The sequence below is a fragment of the Luteimonas terrae genome (assembly GCF_031457535.1).
In the GTDB taxonomy this organism is placed as follows: domain Bacteria; phylum Pseudomonadota; class Gammaproteobacteria; order Xanthomonadales; family Xanthomonadaceae; genus Luteimonas; species Luteimonas terrae_A.
In genome coordinates, this window is record NZ_JAVDWO010000013.1 from 84,195 (window position 1) to 100,060 (window position 15,866).

13 protein-coding genes are annotated in these 15,866 nt (G+C 68.4%); 8 read left to right on the forward strand and 5 right to left on the reverse strand.

The features are described from left to right. Nucleotides 1-8 precede the first annotated feature (8 nt). The gene (locus J2W68_RS14775) at nt 9-1,484 is read right to left on the reverse strand and encodes an alanine/glycine:cation symporter family protein (RefSeq protein WP_310237193.1); all 1,476 of its coding nucleotides are present in this window, start codon (nt 1,482-1,484) and stop codon (nt 9-11) included. A gap of 153 nt (nt 1,485-1,637) precedes the next feature. Between J2W68_RS14775 and purD the strand changes: the two genes are divergently transcribed. After that, the gene (purD, locus tag J2W68_RS14780; RefSeq protein WP_310237196.1) at nt 1,638-2,936 is read left to right on the forward strand and encodes a phosphoribosylamine--glycine ligase; all 1,299 of its coding nucleotides are present in this window, start codon (nt 1,638-1,640) and stop codon (nt 2,934-2,936) included. A gap of 55 nt (nt 2,937-2,991) precedes the next feature. After that, entirely contained in the window at nt 2,992-3,459 is a 468-nt protein-coding gene (locus J2W68_RS14785; RefSeq protein WP_430539746.1) for an acyl-CoA thioesterase, read from the forward strand. Between the two features lie 88 nt (nt 3,460-3,547). Here the strand turns inward: J2W68_RS14785 and J2W68_RS14790 are convergent, their stop codons facing one another. After that, a complete protein-coding gene (locus J2W68_RS14790; protein ID WP_310237199.1) occupies nt 3,548-5,905 on the reverse strand; it encodes a TonB-dependent receptor in 2,358 nt (785 codons plus the stop codon). Between the two features lie 167 nt (nt 5,906-6,072). On the opposite strand from J2W68_RS14790, the gene J2W68_RS14795 reads away from it, so the two are divergent. The 4 genes from J2W68_RS14795 (at nt 6,073) to J2W68_RS14810 (ending at nt 11,181) form a co-directional block, all read left to right on the forward strand. Continuing rightward, the gene (locus J2W68_RS14795; protein ID WP_310237202.1) at nt 6,073-8,211 is read left to right on the forward strand and encodes an alkaline phosphatase D family protein; all 2,139 of its coding nucleotides are present in this window, start codon (nt 6,073-6,075) and stop codon (nt 8,209-8,211) included. 91 nt (nt 8,212-8,302) lie between these two features. Continuing rightward, nucleotides 8,303-10,252 (forward strand): MFS transporter, encoded by a 1,950-nt coding sequence (locus J2W68_RS14800; protein WP_310237206.1) that lies wholly within the window; start codon nt 8,303-8,305, stop codon nt 10,250-10,252. 111 nt (nt 10,253-10,363) lie between these two features. Further along, on the forward strand, nt 10,364-10,744 hold the full coding sequence (locus J2W68_RS14805; protein WP_310237209.1) for a CD225/dispanin family protein: 381 nt from the start codon (nt 10,364-10,366) through the stop codon (nt 10,742-10,744). Next, nucleotides 10,744-11,181 carry a DUF2752 domain-containing protein gene (locus tag J2W68_RS14810; RefSeq protein WP_310237212.1) on the forward strand — a complete coding sequence of 146 codons (438 nt, stop codon included), beginning with the start codon at nt 10,744-10,746 and terminating at the stop codon, nt 11,179-11,181. Before J2W68_RS14805 ends, J2W68_RS14810 begins: the two co-directional genes overlap by 1 nt. A gap of 10 nt (nt 11,182-11,191) precedes the next feature. On the opposite strand, the gene nudC is transcribed toward J2W68_RS14810, so the two are convergent. From nudC to J2W68_RS14825, 3 genes are read right to left on the reverse strand one after another with little or no spacing between them, the layout of a single operon-like run. Further along, nucleotides 11,192-12,079: an NAD(+) diphosphatase gene (gene nudC, locus J2W68_RS14815; RefSeq protein ID WP_310237215.1), complete on the reverse strand. Its 888-nt coding sequence runs from the start codon at nt 12,077-12,079 to the stop codon at nt 11,192-11,194. 54 nt (nt 12,080-12,133) lie between these two features. Then, nucleotides 12,134-12,508, reverse strand: coding sequence for an iron-sulfur cluster insertion protein ErpA (gene erpA, locus J2W68_RS14820; protein WP_232117933.1), 375 nt, complete (start codon nt 12,506-12,508; stop codon nt 12,134-12,136). Between the two features lie 32 nt (nt 12,509-12,540). Then, nucleotides 12,541-13,263 (reverse strand): DUF6776 family protein, encoded by a 723-nt coding sequence (locus tag J2W68_RS14825; RefSeq protein WP_310237218.1) that lies wholly within the window; start codon nt 13,261-13,263, stop codon nt 12,541-12,543. 100 nt (nt 13,264-13,363) lie between these two features. On the opposite strand from J2W68_RS14825, the gene J2W68_RS14830 reads away from it, so the two are divergent. Both J2W68_RS14830 and J2W68_RS14835 read left to right on the forward strand, forming a co-directional pair. Then, entirely contained in the window at nt 13,364-13,945 is a 582-nt protein-coding gene (locus J2W68_RS14830) for a DUF4126 domain-containing protein (RefSeq protein ID WP_310237221.1), read from the forward strand. Nucleotides 13,946-14,048: 103 nt separating this feature from the next. Continuing rightward, nucleotides 14,049-15,863, forward strand: a complete 1,815-nt coding sequence (locus J2W68_RS14835) for an EAL domain-containing protein (protein WP_310237224.1) — start codon at nt 14,049-14,051, stop codon at nt 15,861-15,863. The last annotated feature ends 3 nt before the right edge of the window (nt 15,864-15,866 follow it).

Below are 15,866 nucleotides of genomic sequence, written 5' to 3' on the forward strand. Positions count from 1 at the left end.
CGCTGGCCTCAGCCGCGCTCGGGGACCGGCGCCACCGTCTTCTGCGCGGTCCAGATGCTGCGGTCGATCGTGTCACCGAGCTCGGGGAAATCCGCCGCATCCAGACGCGGTGAGCTCTCGCCCGCGCGGATCTTGCGGTCGTAATCGCGGGTCAGCCTGATCGCCACGCCTGACAGCAGCATCACCGCGATCAGGTTCACCATCGCCATCAGCCCCATCGCCGCATCGGCGGTGTCCCAGACGAGATCGAGCTTGGCGAACGCGCCCCAGGCCACCATCGACAGACAGCCCAGGCGCAGCAACAGGATGCCGGCGCGACCGCCCCGCAGGAAGACGACCGCGCTTTCGGCATAGGCGTAATTGCCCAGGATCGACGTGAGCGCGAAGAACGACAGCGCCACGGCGATGAACACCGGGCCCCAGCCGCCGAAGTGAATCGCCATGGCCTGTTGCGTGAGCACCACGCCGTCACCGCCGGCGGTGTCGAGCGCGCCCGAGAGCAGGATCATCAGCGCCGTCGCCGTGCAGATCACCAGCGTGTCGACGAACACGCCGAACGCCTGCACCAGCCCCTGGCTGGCCGGATGGTGCGGCGCCGGCGTGGCCGAGGCCGCGATATTCGGCGCGCTGCCCATGCCGGCCTCATTGGAAAACAGGCCACGCTTGACGCCGTTGAGCAGCGCGACCGCGAGGCCGCCCAGCACGCCGCCTGCGGCCTGGTCGAGGCCGAACGCACTGCGCACGATCAGCGCCAGCATCGCCGGCACCTCGGTGAGGTTGCTGATGATCACCCAGCCCGCCAGCGCCAGGTACGCCAGCGCCATTGCAGGGACGATCACCTCCGACAGCTTCGCCACCCGTCGCAGCCCGCCGAAGATCACCGGCGCTGCGAGCGCGACCAGGATGGCGGCAGTCCACACCGGCTCGATGCCCCAGGCGCCGCGCGCCGCTTCGGAGATCGAATTGGCCTGCACCGCGCTGAACACCAGCCCGAACGCGAGGATCAGACACACCGAGAAGATCGCCCCCAGCCAGGGCTTGCGCAGGCCGTGGGCCATGTACAACGCGGGGCCGCCCCGGTACTGGCCCTCGGCGTCGCGGCGCTTGTACAACTGCGCCAGCGCGCTTTCGACGTAGGCCGTCGCCATGCCGAAACAGGCGACCAGCCACATCCAGAAGATCGCACCGGGGCCGCCGACCGTCAGCGCAATCGCCACACCGACGAGATTGCCGGTGCCCACGCGCGAGGCCAGGCTCGTGCACAGCGACTGCAGCGGCGAGATGCCCGCGTTGTCGTCGCCGGTGCCGCGCACCAAGCCGGAGATCATCTTCGGAAAACGGCGGAACTGGATGAAGCCCAGCCGCACGCTGAACCAGATGCCCACCAGCGGCAGCACGCCGACCAGCAGGTAATTCCACAACACGCCGTTGATGCCGCCGACGATGGGCGACAGCACGTTTTCGATCAGCTGGACCAGATCCATCGGCGGTGGGGGTTCCATTGCGGCGAAGCAATCGAGCCTAGCATCCGGTTCCGCGACGCCCGGTCGACAGTGCCGCGCTGCCACGGCCCGCGCGCAGCGAGGGGCGCTGCGACGCCGTAAACTGGTCTCCCCTTTGCATCCGGTCTGCTGCGCATGAAGAAGGTCCTCGTCATCGGTTCCGGCGGTCGCGAACACGCGCTGGCGTGGAAGCTCGCGCAATCACCGCGGGTCGGCGAGGTGCTGGTCGCGCCGGGCAATGCAGGCATCGCGCGCGAAGCGGGCTGCCGCAACGTGGACGTCGCGGCAACCGATCTCGATGCGCTGCTGGCGCTGGCGAAATCCGAGAATGTCGACGTGACCGTCGTCGGCCCCGAGGCGCCGCTGGTCGCCGGCGTCGTCGATCGTTTCCGTGAGGCAGGTCTGCGCATCTTCGGGCCCACCGCGGCCGCCGCACAGCTCGAAGGCAGCAAGGCCTTCGCCAAGGACTTCCTCGCGCGGCACGCGATTCCGACGGCCGGCTATTCGGTATTCACCGATGCCGACACCGCGATCGAGTACGTGCGTCAGCACGGCGCGCCCATCGTCATCAAGGCCGACGGCCTGGCTGCGGGCAAGGGCGTGATCGTCGCGATGTCGCTGGAAGAGGCGGAAGCCGCGATCACCGACATGCTGTCGGGCAACGCCTTCGGCGCGGCCGGTGCGCGCGTGGTGATCGAAGAATTCCTTGACGGCGAGGAGGCGAGCTTCATCTCGATCGTCGACGGCAAGACCGCACTGCCGATGGCGACCAGCCAGGACCACAAGCGCGTCGGCGATGGCGACACCGGCCCCAACACCGGCGGCATGGGTGCGTATTCGCCGGCGCCGGTGGTCACGCCCGAGGTGCACGCGCGGGTCATGCGCGAGGTCGTCGAGCCGACCGTGCGCGGCATGATCACCGACGGCGTGCCGTTCACCGGCTTCCTCTATGCCGGATTGATGATCGATCCGCAGGGCGCGCCGAAGGTCATCGAGTTCAATGTGCGCTTCGGCGATCCGGAAACCCAGCCGGTGATGCTGCGTCTGCAGTCCGATCTGCTGGATCTGGTCGAAGCTGCGATCGACGGCACGCTCGATGGCGTGGAGGCGCAGTGGGATCCCCGTCCCTCGCTCGGCGTCGTCATGGCCGCCGAGCACTATCCGGGCACGCCGCGCACCGGCGACGTCATCAACACCTGGGACACCCCGTCGCTGGAGGACACCAAAGTGTTCCATGCGGGCACGAAGCTCGACGCGCACGGCCAGGCCGTCACCGCCGGCGGCCGCGTACTGTGCGTGGCTGCGCTGGGTGAGACTGTCGCCGACGCGCAGACGCGCGCCTACGGCGAGCTCGCCGGCATCTCGTGGCCGGGCGAGTTCCATCGCCACGACATCGGCTGGCGCGCGATCGAACGCGAACGCGGCAACGCCTGATGCCTTCCCTAACGCCAAGGCTTAGATCGTGATCCCAGGCAATGCCCAGCTCAGCATGACCGTGCTGATGACGCCGGACATGGCGAACTTCTCCGGCAACGTGCACGGTGGCACGCTGCTGAAGTATCTCGACGAAGTGGCCTACGCCTGCGCCAGTCGCTACGCCGGCCGTTACGTGGTCACGCTGTCGGTGGACCAGGTGACGTTCCGCGAGCCGATCCACGTCGGCGAGCTGGTGACCTTCCTCGCGTCGGTGAACTACACCGGCCGCACGTCGATGGAAGTCGGCATCAAGGTCATCACCGAGGACATCCGCAACCGCGCCGTGCGCCACACCAACAGCTGCTTCTTCACGATGGTGGCGATGGACGAGGACGGCCGCTCGACGCCGGTGCCGGCGCTCGAGCCGGCCAGTGCCGAGGAACGCCGCCGCTTCGAGCAGGGCCGGCAGCGGCGCGAGATCCGCCAGGAACTCGAACAGCGATACCGCGCGGTTCGCGAAGACCCCGCGTCCGCCGGCTGAGCGCGGCCCAGCGCCCGGACTGGACGATGCAGACCTGCCGGCGTGGCGCCCGATCGCAGGCGCAACTGCCGGCAGGTCCCGCCCCGCCTCAGAACGTGTAGCCGACGCGGACCCCGTACAGGCGCGGGCTGCCGGGCACGAAGGTCGGCGTGCCGAACAGCGCGCCGGTATTGCCGGCATCGACGAGGTAGGTCTCATCCGTGAGGTTCTGCACGTAGGCCTGCAGGTCCCAGCCACCGGCCAGGCGCACGCCGGCGTTGAGGTTCAGCAGCCCGAACGCGTCCTGCGAAATCGCCGGGCTATTGTCGTCCTCGAAGAAGACCTTCGCACGCCAGCTGTAGTTGGGCCGCACATAGAACGCGTGGCCGGCACCGAACGGAAGTTGCCAGTCGAGGCCCAGCGCGACCGTGTGCTCCGGGGTCAGGCGGAAGCGGTTGCCGGCCAGTGACTGCGGATTGTCGTCGTCGTCGAGCGCGTTGAACTTCGCGTCGATCCAGCCGTAGTTGAGAAAGCCGCTGAGGCGATCGGTGAAGCGGTTGGTCAGCGCCGCCTCGAAGCCGACCGCGCGCGCATTGCCACCATTGGCGGTGATGAAGAACGGCGTTCCTGACGGATTCTCCACCTGCGCCTGGAAGTTGCTGTAGTCGTAGTAGAACGCGGCCAGGTCGTAAACGAAGCGGCCGTCGCTGGCCGCGCCCTTGAGGCCGATTTCGTAGTTCCACACGATTTCGGCGTCGACCTGTTCGATCGCCCCGTCGTTGAATTGCAGCAGATCCGGACGCCGGCCGCGCGACACGCTTGCATAGCCGTTGAGATCGTCCGCGAACCGATAGGCCGCCACAGCGCGCCCGACCGCCGACGAGAACGTATCCGATGCCTGCAGGCGCCCGGCCGTGGGCGCGGACAGCGCGTTGGGGAACGCCACGTTGTCAGGGAACGACGGCAGGAACAGGCCGAGCACGCTGGGCGTGCCGTAGTACAGCGCCTCGTAGCCCGACGTGATCTCCTCGCGGGTGTAGCGCAGGCCCAGGGTCAAGTCGAAACGATCGGTCATCGACCAGGTGCCGTCGGCGAACGCTTCCAGCGCGCGCACGTCGCCGAAGTTCGCGTACTCCTCGGTGTGCCGCGCCTTGAGCGGCAGCAGCGCCGGCAGGCCCAGCATCTGTTGCAGCGCCGGATGCACGTTGATCACCGACAGGCTGGTGTTCGGCGTGCCATCCGGGTTGAGCAGCGGCACCACCGGCAGCAGCCCGCCGGTGGCCGCGGTCAGCGTCGGCGACAGCAGCGCGTAAAAGCTGCGTTCGTCGGTGCTGAAGGGCACGCGCTGCGAGCCGGATTCGTCGAACGCGCTGACACCTGCGAAGCCGCGGAAGGCACCGCCGGCATCGTAGTTGAAGCGGATCTCCTGGCTGAACTGGCGGCCTTCGGCGATCTCGGCGAACTCCAGCAGGTCGACCTGCGAGCCGTCACCGTCGAACTGCTCGGTAGAGTCGAAACGGCGCCAGCCGGTGATCGACGACAGCGTCCAGTCGTCGCTGAGGCGGAACTCCCCGAGTAGCGTCGCGCTGTCGACGGTGCGATCCAGGCCCAGCGCCTCGCCGCGGTTGAGGTCGGCGGCGCTGTCCCAGAACGCGATGCGGCCCTCGCGTGTCGGAATGCTGCCGCTGCGGAATGCGGTGCCCGGCGGCGTGTCGCGCTGGTGGTTGAGGATCAGGTCCAGCGTGCCGGTGTCACCGAGATCCCAGCGCAGCGCGCCGCGAATCGCCTGGGTGTCCCGGCCGTTGAGGTCGCCACCCGCGAGATTGTCGATCGTGCCGTCACGCTGCTGATGGAAGACGGCGATGCGTCCGTACAGCGTGTCGTCCACCAGCGGCGTGTTGAGGTGGCCGGTGAAGTAAGTTTCGTCGAAGTTGCCGAAGCCGGCGCGGAACGCGCCGCCGAAAGTGGCGCGCGCCTTGTTCTGGATCAGGTGCACCGCGCCGATCTGCGCTCCGCGTCCGAACAGCGTGCCCTGCGGGCCGCGCAATACCTCGACGCGCTCCATGTCGAACAGTTCGACCACCGAGCCGCGTGAGCGGCTGATCGACACGCCGTCCTGGAACACAGAGACGCGCGGTTCGCTGGTGGCGTCGCCGCTGTCGGAGGTGATGCCGCGGATCACGAAGCCCGGATTGTTGGGGCTCTGCACCTGGGTCTGCAGGCCGGGCACGTAATTGCCCAACTGCTCGAAGCCATCAATGCCGAGCGCATCGAGAAACTCGCCCGAATAGGCGGTGATCGCGATCGGCACGTCCTGCACCTGCTGCTCGCGCTTCTGCGCGGTGACGACGATCTTGTCCAGCTCCTGCAGCGTCGAAGACGTGGACTGCGCGATCGCCGGCGTGGCGGCGAGCAATGCAAGGCCGGCGAGCAACGGTGGCACGAGTGGATGGACACGGACAGGCATGACGTCGATTCCCCGGTGGTGAACAGCAACGACCACGATCGACGGTCCGTATTGCGGCAGCTTGATCCGGCGATGACACCCGCATGACGGACGCAGTAACAGGTCGCGCAATCGAAGCGTCATGCGCGCGCCGCAGGATGCCCGCTTCGTCCGCTGCCCAATTCCCCATGCATTCGCCCACACGCCGCCGCTTCCTGTCCGCGCTTGTCGTCATCGCGTCGAGCACCGCACTGCCTGCACTCGGCGCCACGCGCGACGTACCGGGGAACGTCTCGCGCACGTTGTTCCCGCAGTCGGTGGCCTCCGGCGATCCGCGCCCGGACCGCGTGCTGTTGTGGACCCGCGTCGCCTCGCCAGTGACGGGGCTCCGCGTGCAGGTCGCCGAGGACGCCGCATTCGAGCGCCTGCGCGTGGATCGCGTGCTCCAGGCGCCGACGGACAGCGACGGCTGCATCAAGGTCCGGGTCGAAGGTCTGACGCCCGCGACCACGTATCACTACCGCTTCGTCGTCGAGGACGACGGCACCGCGCCGCGCACCTCGCCGCATGGCCGCACGCGCACCGCGCCCGCGCCGGATGCCGACGTACCGGTGCGCTTCGCCTTCATGAGCTGCCAGGACTACGGCGGCCGCTGGTACAACAGCCTGCTGCCGCTGCTCGACGAGGAGCTCGACTTCGTGCTGCATCTGGGCGATTTCATCTACGAGACCGCCGGCGATCCGCAGTTCCAGCAGCAGGACGACATGCGCGCGATCACCTTCGAGGATGTCGACGGCGCGATCCGGCTCGAGCGCGGCGGGCGCGCATATTTCGCCGCGCGCAGCCTGCACAACTACCGCCAGCTGCACCGGACCTTCCGCGACGATCCCGTGCTGCAGGCCTTGTTGGAACGCGCGCCGCTTGTCGCGATCTGGGACGACCACGAATTCTCCGACGACTGCTGGCAGGACGTGGGCACCTATCACGACGGCGCCCGCGACGAGCGCGATCTCGAGCGCCGGCGCAACGCCGAGCAGGCCTACTTCGAATACCTGCCGGTGGATCTCGAGCTCGCCGACGGCGCGCAGCTGCCGGTCACCCGCGAGCGGTTGTTTCCGAACCTGCAGATCTGGCGCGGCCTGCGCTTCGGCCGCGCACTGGATCTGCTGGTCACCGACTACCGCAGCGCGCGCCCGGACCATCCGATTCCCGAAGACGCCTTCCCCGGTGCGCTGGCGTTCGACGAGCCGGCATTGCGTGCGCGCCTGCCGCGCCTCGGCCTCGACCCCGAGCAGGTGCTGGCGACGCTGGTGCCCTACGTGCCGCTCGAAACGCCGGAGCGCGCACCGCTGCGCGCCGCGGCGCATGCGGGTGTGCTGCACGCGGCGCGCGCGGCCGGACTTGGCGACGACGCGGCGCAGCGCTACACCGAGGCGGCGCTGGCGGGCGGCATCGCCTTGCCGGCGCTGGCGCCACTGCTCGAGGGCTGGAACGCCGCCGCGCCGCCTGAAGCGCATCTCGCACTGCCGGAGGCGGCCGGCCTGCCGCGCGGACTGCCGTGGCTGGCGATGGGCAAGACCGGCGCCTTCACCGATCTGGGCGCGCGCTACGTAGTCGTGCAGGATGCCTTTGACCTGTTCGCCGCGCTGCACGCGCTCGACGGCGCGGCCTCGCCCTACGGGCCTGCGCAGCGCGACTGGCTAACGACACGGATGCGCGACAGCGACGCACGCTTCAAGGTGGTGGCCAGCTCGGTGTCGTTCACTTCGCTGGTGCTGGACCTGTCGAATCCGGCCCTCAACGCGCCAGCGCCGATGCGGCGCCGCTTCTATCTCAACCTCGATCACTGGGACGGCTTTCCGGTCGAGCGCCGACGCCTGTTCGAGGAGGTCTTCGATCCGGCCAGCGGCACCATCCTGCTGTCGGGTGACATCCATGCCAGCTTCGCCACCCAGCACAGCGCAGCAACCGTCGAGTTCACCGCGCCGGCGGTGTCATCGGAGACGCTTGCCAGCATCATCGAGCGCAGCGCGTCCGGCGACGGGCCGCAGGCCGACGCCACGCGCCGGCTGGCCGCTGCGCTCGACGCGGTGGTCCTGCACGGCAATCCGGGCATCCAGCACGCACGCACGCGGCGCCATGGCGTGGGCCTGGTCCATATTGCCGGCAATGCGGTCGAAGCCGCCTTCATCGAACTGCCCGAAGCGACCAGCCGCAGCCGGCACTATGACGCGCCCGGCCTGATCGACGCGCAGGCCGAGCATCACCGCTTCGCATTCTCGCGCGACGACATGCGCCTGCGGCGGACGCGCGGCTCGGCGGATTAGCCAGGCGCATTCCGAGGGCCGGTGCACATCGCGCCAGCCTTGTGCATCGGTTGCGGCCTGCTAGGCTCCGCGCAATCGCACAGGAGCCCGCATGTCCGGCCAATCCCAGTTCGCACTGCTGAAGCAGCGCCGTTTCCTGCCCTATTTCACCGTCCAGGCCCTGGGCGCGTTCAACGACAACGTCTACCGCCAGTCGATCATCGCGCTGCTGCTGTTTCTCGGCGTCAGCATGTCCGAGCGCACGCTCTATGCCAACCTCGCGCCGGCGCTCTTCATCCTGCCCTACTTCCTGTTCTCGGCAATCGCCGGGCAGATTGCGGAGAAGGTGGAAAAACAAAAACTCATCGTCATCACCACGACGATGGAGATCGTGATCATGTCGATCGCGGCCGCGGGCTTCCTGCTCGAGAGCATGCCGGTGCTGCTGGTCGCGCTGTTTTTGACCGGCACGCAGTCCACGCTGTTCGGTCCGGTGAAGTACTCGATCCTGCCGTCGGTGCTGCGCCCGGAGGAACTCACCGGCGGCAACGGGCTGGTCGAGATGGGCACGTCGATCGCGATCCTCGCCGGCATGATCTATGGCGGCCTGGTGTTCAAGATCGCCGGCAGTTACGGGCCAGAAGCGGCGGCGCTGTCTGTGGTCGCGCTGGCGGTGGCGGGCAATGTGGTCGCGAGGATGATTCCAAAAGTCGATGCCGGCGCGCCCGAGCTCAAGGTCAACTGGAATCCGATTCCCGAATCGCGCGCGATCATGCGTTTGGCCAAGCGCCAGCTCGCGGTGCGCAACGCGATCCTCGGCGTGTCGTGGTTCTGGTTCGTCGGCACGGTGCTGACCGCGCAGTTGCCGACCTACGCGGAGCTGCATCTGGGCGGCGTGGCCAACGACACCGCGTTGTACATCTTCGCGTTGGCACTGTTCTCGGTCGGCGTCGGCGTCGGATCGCTGCTGTGCGAAAAGCTGTCGGGCCGCTCGGTCGAGATCGGCCTGGTGCCGGTCGGCGCATTCGGCATCACCGCCTTCCTGCTGGACCTGTATTTCGCGCGGCCCGGCGCGCCGCCGTCAACCGGCCTGACGATCGCCCAGTTCCTCGGCGACTGGGCCGGTTGGCGCATCGTCATCGATCTGACCGGCATCGGCATGTTCACCGGCTTCTTCGTCGTGCCGTTGTTCGCACTGATCCAGAGCCGCACGCCGAAGTCGGAGCTCTCGCGCGTGATCGCCGGGCTCAACATCCAGAACTCGCTCTTCATCGTGACCGCCGCGATCCTGGGCGTGCTGTTGCAGATGGACGGTTTCAATATTGGCGGCGTGCGGATTCCGTTGCCGGGCCTGAGCATTCCGCAAGTGTTCCTGGCGCTGGCAATCGCCAACGGCCTCGTCGCGTTGTGGATCTTCACGATCGTGCCCGAGTTCCTGATGCGCTTCGTCAGCATGCTGCTGGTGCGCGTGCTGTACCGGTTGCGCCTGCGCGATATCGAATCTTCGGTGCCGGCCGATGGCCCCGCGCTGATCGTCTGCAACCACGTCAGCTACATGGACGCGCTGATCCTGTCGGCGGCGATTCCGCGACCGGTGCGCTTCGTCATGTACTACCGCATCTTCAAGGTGCCGGGCATGCACTGGATCTTCCGGCATGCGAAGGCGATTCCGATCGCAGGCGCGAAAGAAGACCCCGAGCTGATGCAGCGCGCGTTCGACGCGGTGGATGCGGCGCTGGCGGAGGGCGAGCTGGTGGGCATCTTCCCGGAAGGGAAATTGACCCGCGACGGTGAGATCGCCGCGTTCAAATCAGGTGTCGAGCGCATCCTCGAACGCGCCGCCGCCCGCGGTCAGCGCGTGCCGGTCGTACCGATGGCACTGCGTGGCATGTGGTCGAGCATGTGGAGCCATCGCGATTCACGCATGGGGCGCATGCGCGTGCCCCGTCGTGCGCGCGCGCATGTTGATGTCGTCGCCGGACCGCGGATCGAAGACGCTGCGTTGATCGATGCCGGCACGCTCGAAGCGCAGGTCCGGATGTTGCGCGGCGACGCCGCCTGAGGTGCGCCGCGCCGCCGCAGCCGCCACCTCTGGCGCTACAGTATGACGTCCCCGTCCACGGACGGCGGTCACCGACAGTTCCCATCCGTCGCAGCACAAAGGAGTTTTTTGATGAGTTCGATTCCGCCGCCACCACCCGGCACCTACGGCACGCCGGAGGCGCCGCTGCCCGGCTCCCCGATCGCCCCCGGCACTGTGCCCAACTATCTCGCCTGGTCGATCGTCGTGACCGTGCTGTCGCTGTGCCTGTGCTGCGTCGTCGGCACGATTCCGGGCATCGTCGCCATCGTGTTCTCGGCGAAGGTCAACACGCTGCTCGGCCAAGGCGATCTGGCCGGTGCCCAGCGCGCGTCGAATACCGCCAAGGTCTGGTGCTGGGTCACGACCGGCCTGTGCATCGTCGGTCTGCTGTGGACGATCTACTCGTTCACGCTCGGCGGCGGCATGGCGCAGTGGCAGATGATCATGGATCAGATGCAGGCCGGCAGCTGATGTCGCTCGCGGGCCGCCATGCGCCGCGTCGCGTCCGCGCTGCGACCGTCGCCCTTGCAGGCGGCGGCGTGGCACTGGCGGCGACCGGCGCGTGGCTGCTCCGCACCTTCGATCCGAACGCGCCCGGCAATCCGTTTCCGCCGTGCATGTTCTACAGCGCCACCGGCTGGCACTGCCCGGCCTGTGGCCTGACGCGTTGCCTGCACGCGCTGGCCCATGGCGATCTGCCGCGTGCGTTCTCGATGAACCCGCTGCTGTTCGCGCTGCTCGCGCTGGCCCCCCTGTTCGCAGCCTGGCATCTGGGCTGGCGGCCGCCGTGGCTGCAGCGCCTCGCACGCATTGCCTCCGATCCCAAACCGTGGATCGTGCTTGTGCTGGTTTACTGGATCGCGCGCAACCTGCCGTGGTTTCCCTTCACCCTGCTCGCGCCGGGCTGAGCGAAACACCTCAGACAGGCTCACCGCCCGTCTGCTGCGCATGCCAGTGCGCGATCAGCCAGCGCGAGATCGACGACTTCGGTGACAGCTTCAGTTCCGGATGCGCATCGCGCAGCGCGGCGCCGATCGTGTCGACGTCGAACCAGCGCGCGTCTTCCAGTTCGTCGGTGACCTGCGGTGCATCGGGCCCCGCGTCGGCGATGAAGCCGAGCATCAGCGAGGCCGGGAACGGCCACGGCTGCGAGGCGAGATAGCGGCAAGCGGTCACGCGTACCGCGCTTTCTTCGAACACCTCGCGCACGACGGTCTGCTCGAGCGTCTCGCCCGGTTCGACAAAGCCCGCCAGCGTTGAATAGCGCCCCGCCGGCCACGCGGCCTGGCGTCCCAGCAGCAGACGCGACCCATCGGTGACTGCGACGATCACCGCCGGGTCGGTGCGCGGGTAATGCTCGATGCCGCAGCCGGTGCAGCGCCCCAACCAGCCAGCACGTGCGTATTCGAGCGGTGCGCCGCATCCGCCGCAGAAACGGTGGCGATCGCGCCAATGCAGCACCGCGCGCGCCTGCGCGAACGCAGTCGCCTCGCGTATTGGCCATTGCCCGGCTGCGGTGCGCAGGTCGATTGTCGCGGCATCACTGAGCGCGTCCGGCGCATCGATCGCGGGCAGTGCGAACCACCCCTGCATGTCATGCAATCCCAGAAAGACCGCCGACGCAGGCCGCGCGCCGACCACGGTGCCATCGAGCGCAGGGGGCATGCCATGCGCATCGACACGAGCATCACCCTTTGCATCGAGCACCAGGACACGCGCTTCGGGCCACAGGCGGGCCAGCGCATGGGAATCCGTCCGGAGATGTTCTGCGCGATCGAGCGGCGCGTCGACGAAGCTGAAGTCCATGCGTCGATTATCGCCCCGGGCGGTGTCGCAATGGCGACACGCGCGCGGCGCGGCTCAGACGTTGAAGCTGCTGCCGCAGCCGCAGGTCGATTTGGCGTTCGGGTTGCGGATCGTGAACTGCGCGCCGTGCAGGCTTTCGACGTAGTCCACCGAGGCACCCATGAGGTACTGCAGGCTCAGCGGGTCGACGACCAGCGTCACGTCGTCCGTGACCACGGCCAGATCGTCGTCCGTGCGTTGCTCATCGAACTCGAAGCCGTACTGGAAGCCCGAACACCCGCCGCCCTGGATATACACCCGCAGATTGAGCGCGGCGTTGCCTTCGCCTTCGATCAGCTCACGTACCTTGGCTGCCGCCGCGGGCGTGAAATCCAGCGGACGCTCGAGCGACTGGTAACCGGGGCCTTCGATGGTGAGCACGTCGTTCATGGCACACAGGATGGGGCTGCGTGCCCCCCGCTTCAAGCGCCCGGTGCGGAACGCGGCGTCACGTCGGCCCAGCTGAACGGCCGCTCGACCGCGCTGCCACGCTCCGGTTCGAGCCGTACCACGACGCGCAGGGGCTGGAAGCCCGGCGGCAGCACGATGTCACCCTCGACCTGCTGGAAGTACTTGAACGAATACGCCACGCGGTCGGCGTCGTCGCGCTGGCGCAACTGATCCCAGTCCAGCGTCTCCAGGCGCCCGTCACGGGTCCCTTCGACCGACAACCGCATCGTGCCGACGCTGGCCGCCTCGCGGCTCAGGCTCTGGGTCAGCGTCGCGGTGTAGTGCCAGCCTTGGTCGGTGCGCGGCTGCATACGCAATTCGTGCACGGTCAGCCCCTTGCGCTGCGCGGTCGCACCGACGAAACGTTCGTAGAACGCGACATCGGCCCGCAGCGCGGCGATCTCCTCGTCACGTTCGGCCAGTGTGCCCTGCAGTTCACGGTTCGCGTCGCGGCTGATCTGGTCGGAGCGGGTCAGCGTGGAGACCTGCTGCTGCAGGGCTTCGAGTTCGACCTGTTGCGCGGCGAGCTCGCGCTGCGGATTGTCCGAGCTCGGCGAGAACGCCTGCCACGTGCCCCAGATGCCGAACAGCAGTGCGACCACCACGACCACCGCGAGCGTCATGACGATGCGCGGACCACGCAGGCGGCGGCTGGCGGTCGAGGGCTTGGCGGCAGGAGGCGGGGCGTCGGTCATCGTCACGGTATAGCCAGCGCCGTCGCGCCGCGTCAAGGCGGAGCCGGTCCTATACTCGCAGGCGTTGTGCACCCGTTGTCGTTCGCCACGGAGCGTCGCGATGTCCGAAGCCCACCTGTTCGCCGCCGGCGTGCTGCTCGCATGGCTGGCGGGCGTGCGCGCTTACCTGACGGTGTTCGGCGTTGGCCTGGCGGGCGCGTTCGGCTGGCTGGACCTGCCGCCAGCGCTCGAGGCCGCCGCATCGCCCTGGGTGCTGGGCGTGTCGGGCGTGCTGGCGCTGGTCGAGTTCTTCGCCGACAAGATTCCGGGCGTCGACTCGGGCTGGGATCTGCTGCAGACGCTGGCACGCGTACCGGCCGGCGCATTCCTTGCTGCGGCCACACTATCGCCCGATGGCGACCTGGGCGCGGGGATGCTCGCCACCGGCGCCGGCGTGGCCTTCGCCAGCCATGCGCTCAAGGCCGGCAGCCGGCTGCTGCTCAATGCCTCGCCCGAGCCGGTCAGCAACCTTGCCGCCTCGACCACGGAAGATGTCGTCACCGTGGGCGCGCTGTCACTCGCTCTGGTGTCGCCCTGGCTCGCGCTGGCCCTGGTGGCCGCGTTCGCACTGCCCTGCGCTGTCGCGGCATGGTGGCTGTGGCGACGCCTCTCACGTCGAGCACCGCAGCCTGTGCGCGGCTGATCAGGACAGCGCGGAAGGCCCGCGCGGCCCAACTGCGGCCACGATTCAAGGCGTGCCGGTTAAAGTTGCCTGATCCCCCACATCGCGTCACAGTGCCGCTCCTATGTCCGATGCCGACAGCAAGCAACGCGCCGAGTTTCCGCCGACCGCCTACTGGCGGCGCTGGGTCGCCGACGCCGGTCAACCCACGCTGCCCGGGGACCCTGCCGAGGCTGCGGCCGCGCGCGCCCAAGCGCCCAGTTCGCAGACCGGCGATGCGGTCGAAGCACCGCCCCGCATCCTGATCGTCGAGGACGATCCCAGCCAGGCGCTGTTCGCAGAAAGCGTGCTCAACGGCGCCGGGCTGCAGGCGCGTGTGGTGGCGGTCGCCACCGGCTTCATGGCGGCGCTGGCCGAGTTCCAGCCCGATCTGGTGCTGATGGACCTGCACATGCCCGGCATGGACGGTTCGGAACTGACCGCGCAGCTGCGTGGCCAGGCCGCGTTCGCGCATATCCCGGTGGTATTCCTGACCGGTGACGACGATCCTGAGCGGCAGTTCGAAGCCCTTGAGGTCGGCGCCGACGACTTCCTGACCAAGCCGGTGCGCCCGAGGCATCTGATCGCCGCGGTGCAGAACCGCATCCGGCGCGCCCGTGCGCTGCAGCAGATGCCCGACCCGGGTCGCAACGCGACGACCGGCCTCAACAGCCGCCTGCAGCTGCTGCAACACCTGGCCGAGGCGATCCCCGCCGCGCCGCGTGGCGCGCTCGGATTCGTCGAAATCGAAGGCATCACCGCGCTGCGCGACCGCTACGGCTACGCGTGCCTGGAAACCATCCTCACCGATGCCGGGCGCCACCTGCGCACGCTGGTGGGCGATGCGTCTGCGACGCGCCTCAACGACAACACCTTCCTAGTCTTCGCGCCGGACGTGGCGCGCACCGATCTCGACGCCTGGGCGCGCAGCCTGCGCGACGGCATCGGCAGCCATCCGTTCCCGCTCGCCGACCAGTCCATCCGCCTCCGCGCGCTGGTCGGCTACGCCGATCTCGCGCACGGCTACGACGAACCCGGCAGTGCGCTGGCCGCGGCCGAGCAGGCCCTGCGCGAATCGCGCGGGACGCCGGTGGGCATCGCCGTGCACATGCCCGTACCCCGCGCGGTGCCCGGCGAGCCCCAGGGTGGCCTCGCCGACGATCTGCGTGACGCGCTGGCCGAGCAACGCATCGAACTCGCCTTCCAGCCGATCGTGGCGGTCGCCGGTGGCGACGAGGCCCAGTACCAGACGCTGCTGCGCCTGCGTGGTCGCGATGGCGAACTGCATTCGGCGGCGCGCGTGCTGCCGGCCGCCGAGCTCGCCGGCCTGTTGCTCGAGATCGACCGCCGTGTGGTCGAACTGGCGCTGGCCACGCAGGTCGAGCGCCAGCGCATCGGCAGCCCGATGCGGCTGTTCGTGTCGCAGTCCTCGCGCAGCCTGATCCAGGGTGATTACGCCGACTGGCTGCTGCAGCAGATCGAACAGTCTGCCGTGCCGGGTGCGTCGCTGGTCATCGATGTGCGGCAGGACGATGCGCTGATCCACGCGTTGTCGTTGCAGGATTTCTGCGCGCGCATGGTGCCGGCAGGCGTGCAGCTGTGCCTGGGCCAGTACAGCGCGAGTGAAGAAGCCGATGCGCTGCTCGCGCAACTGCCGCTCGGCTTCGTGCGACTGGCCGCACGCTATTCCCGCCAGCTCGACGAACCGCGCATCCGTGACGAAATGCGCGCTGCAGTGGAGCATGCACACCGGCTCGGGCTGCAGGTGATCGGCCAGCAGGTCGAGGATCCGCAGGCCGCAGCGACGCTGTGGATGAGCGGTATCGATTTCATCCAGGGCAACCTCGTCCAGCGCGTCGCGAACGTGCTCGACTTCGATTTCCATCACTCCGTGCTCTAGGCG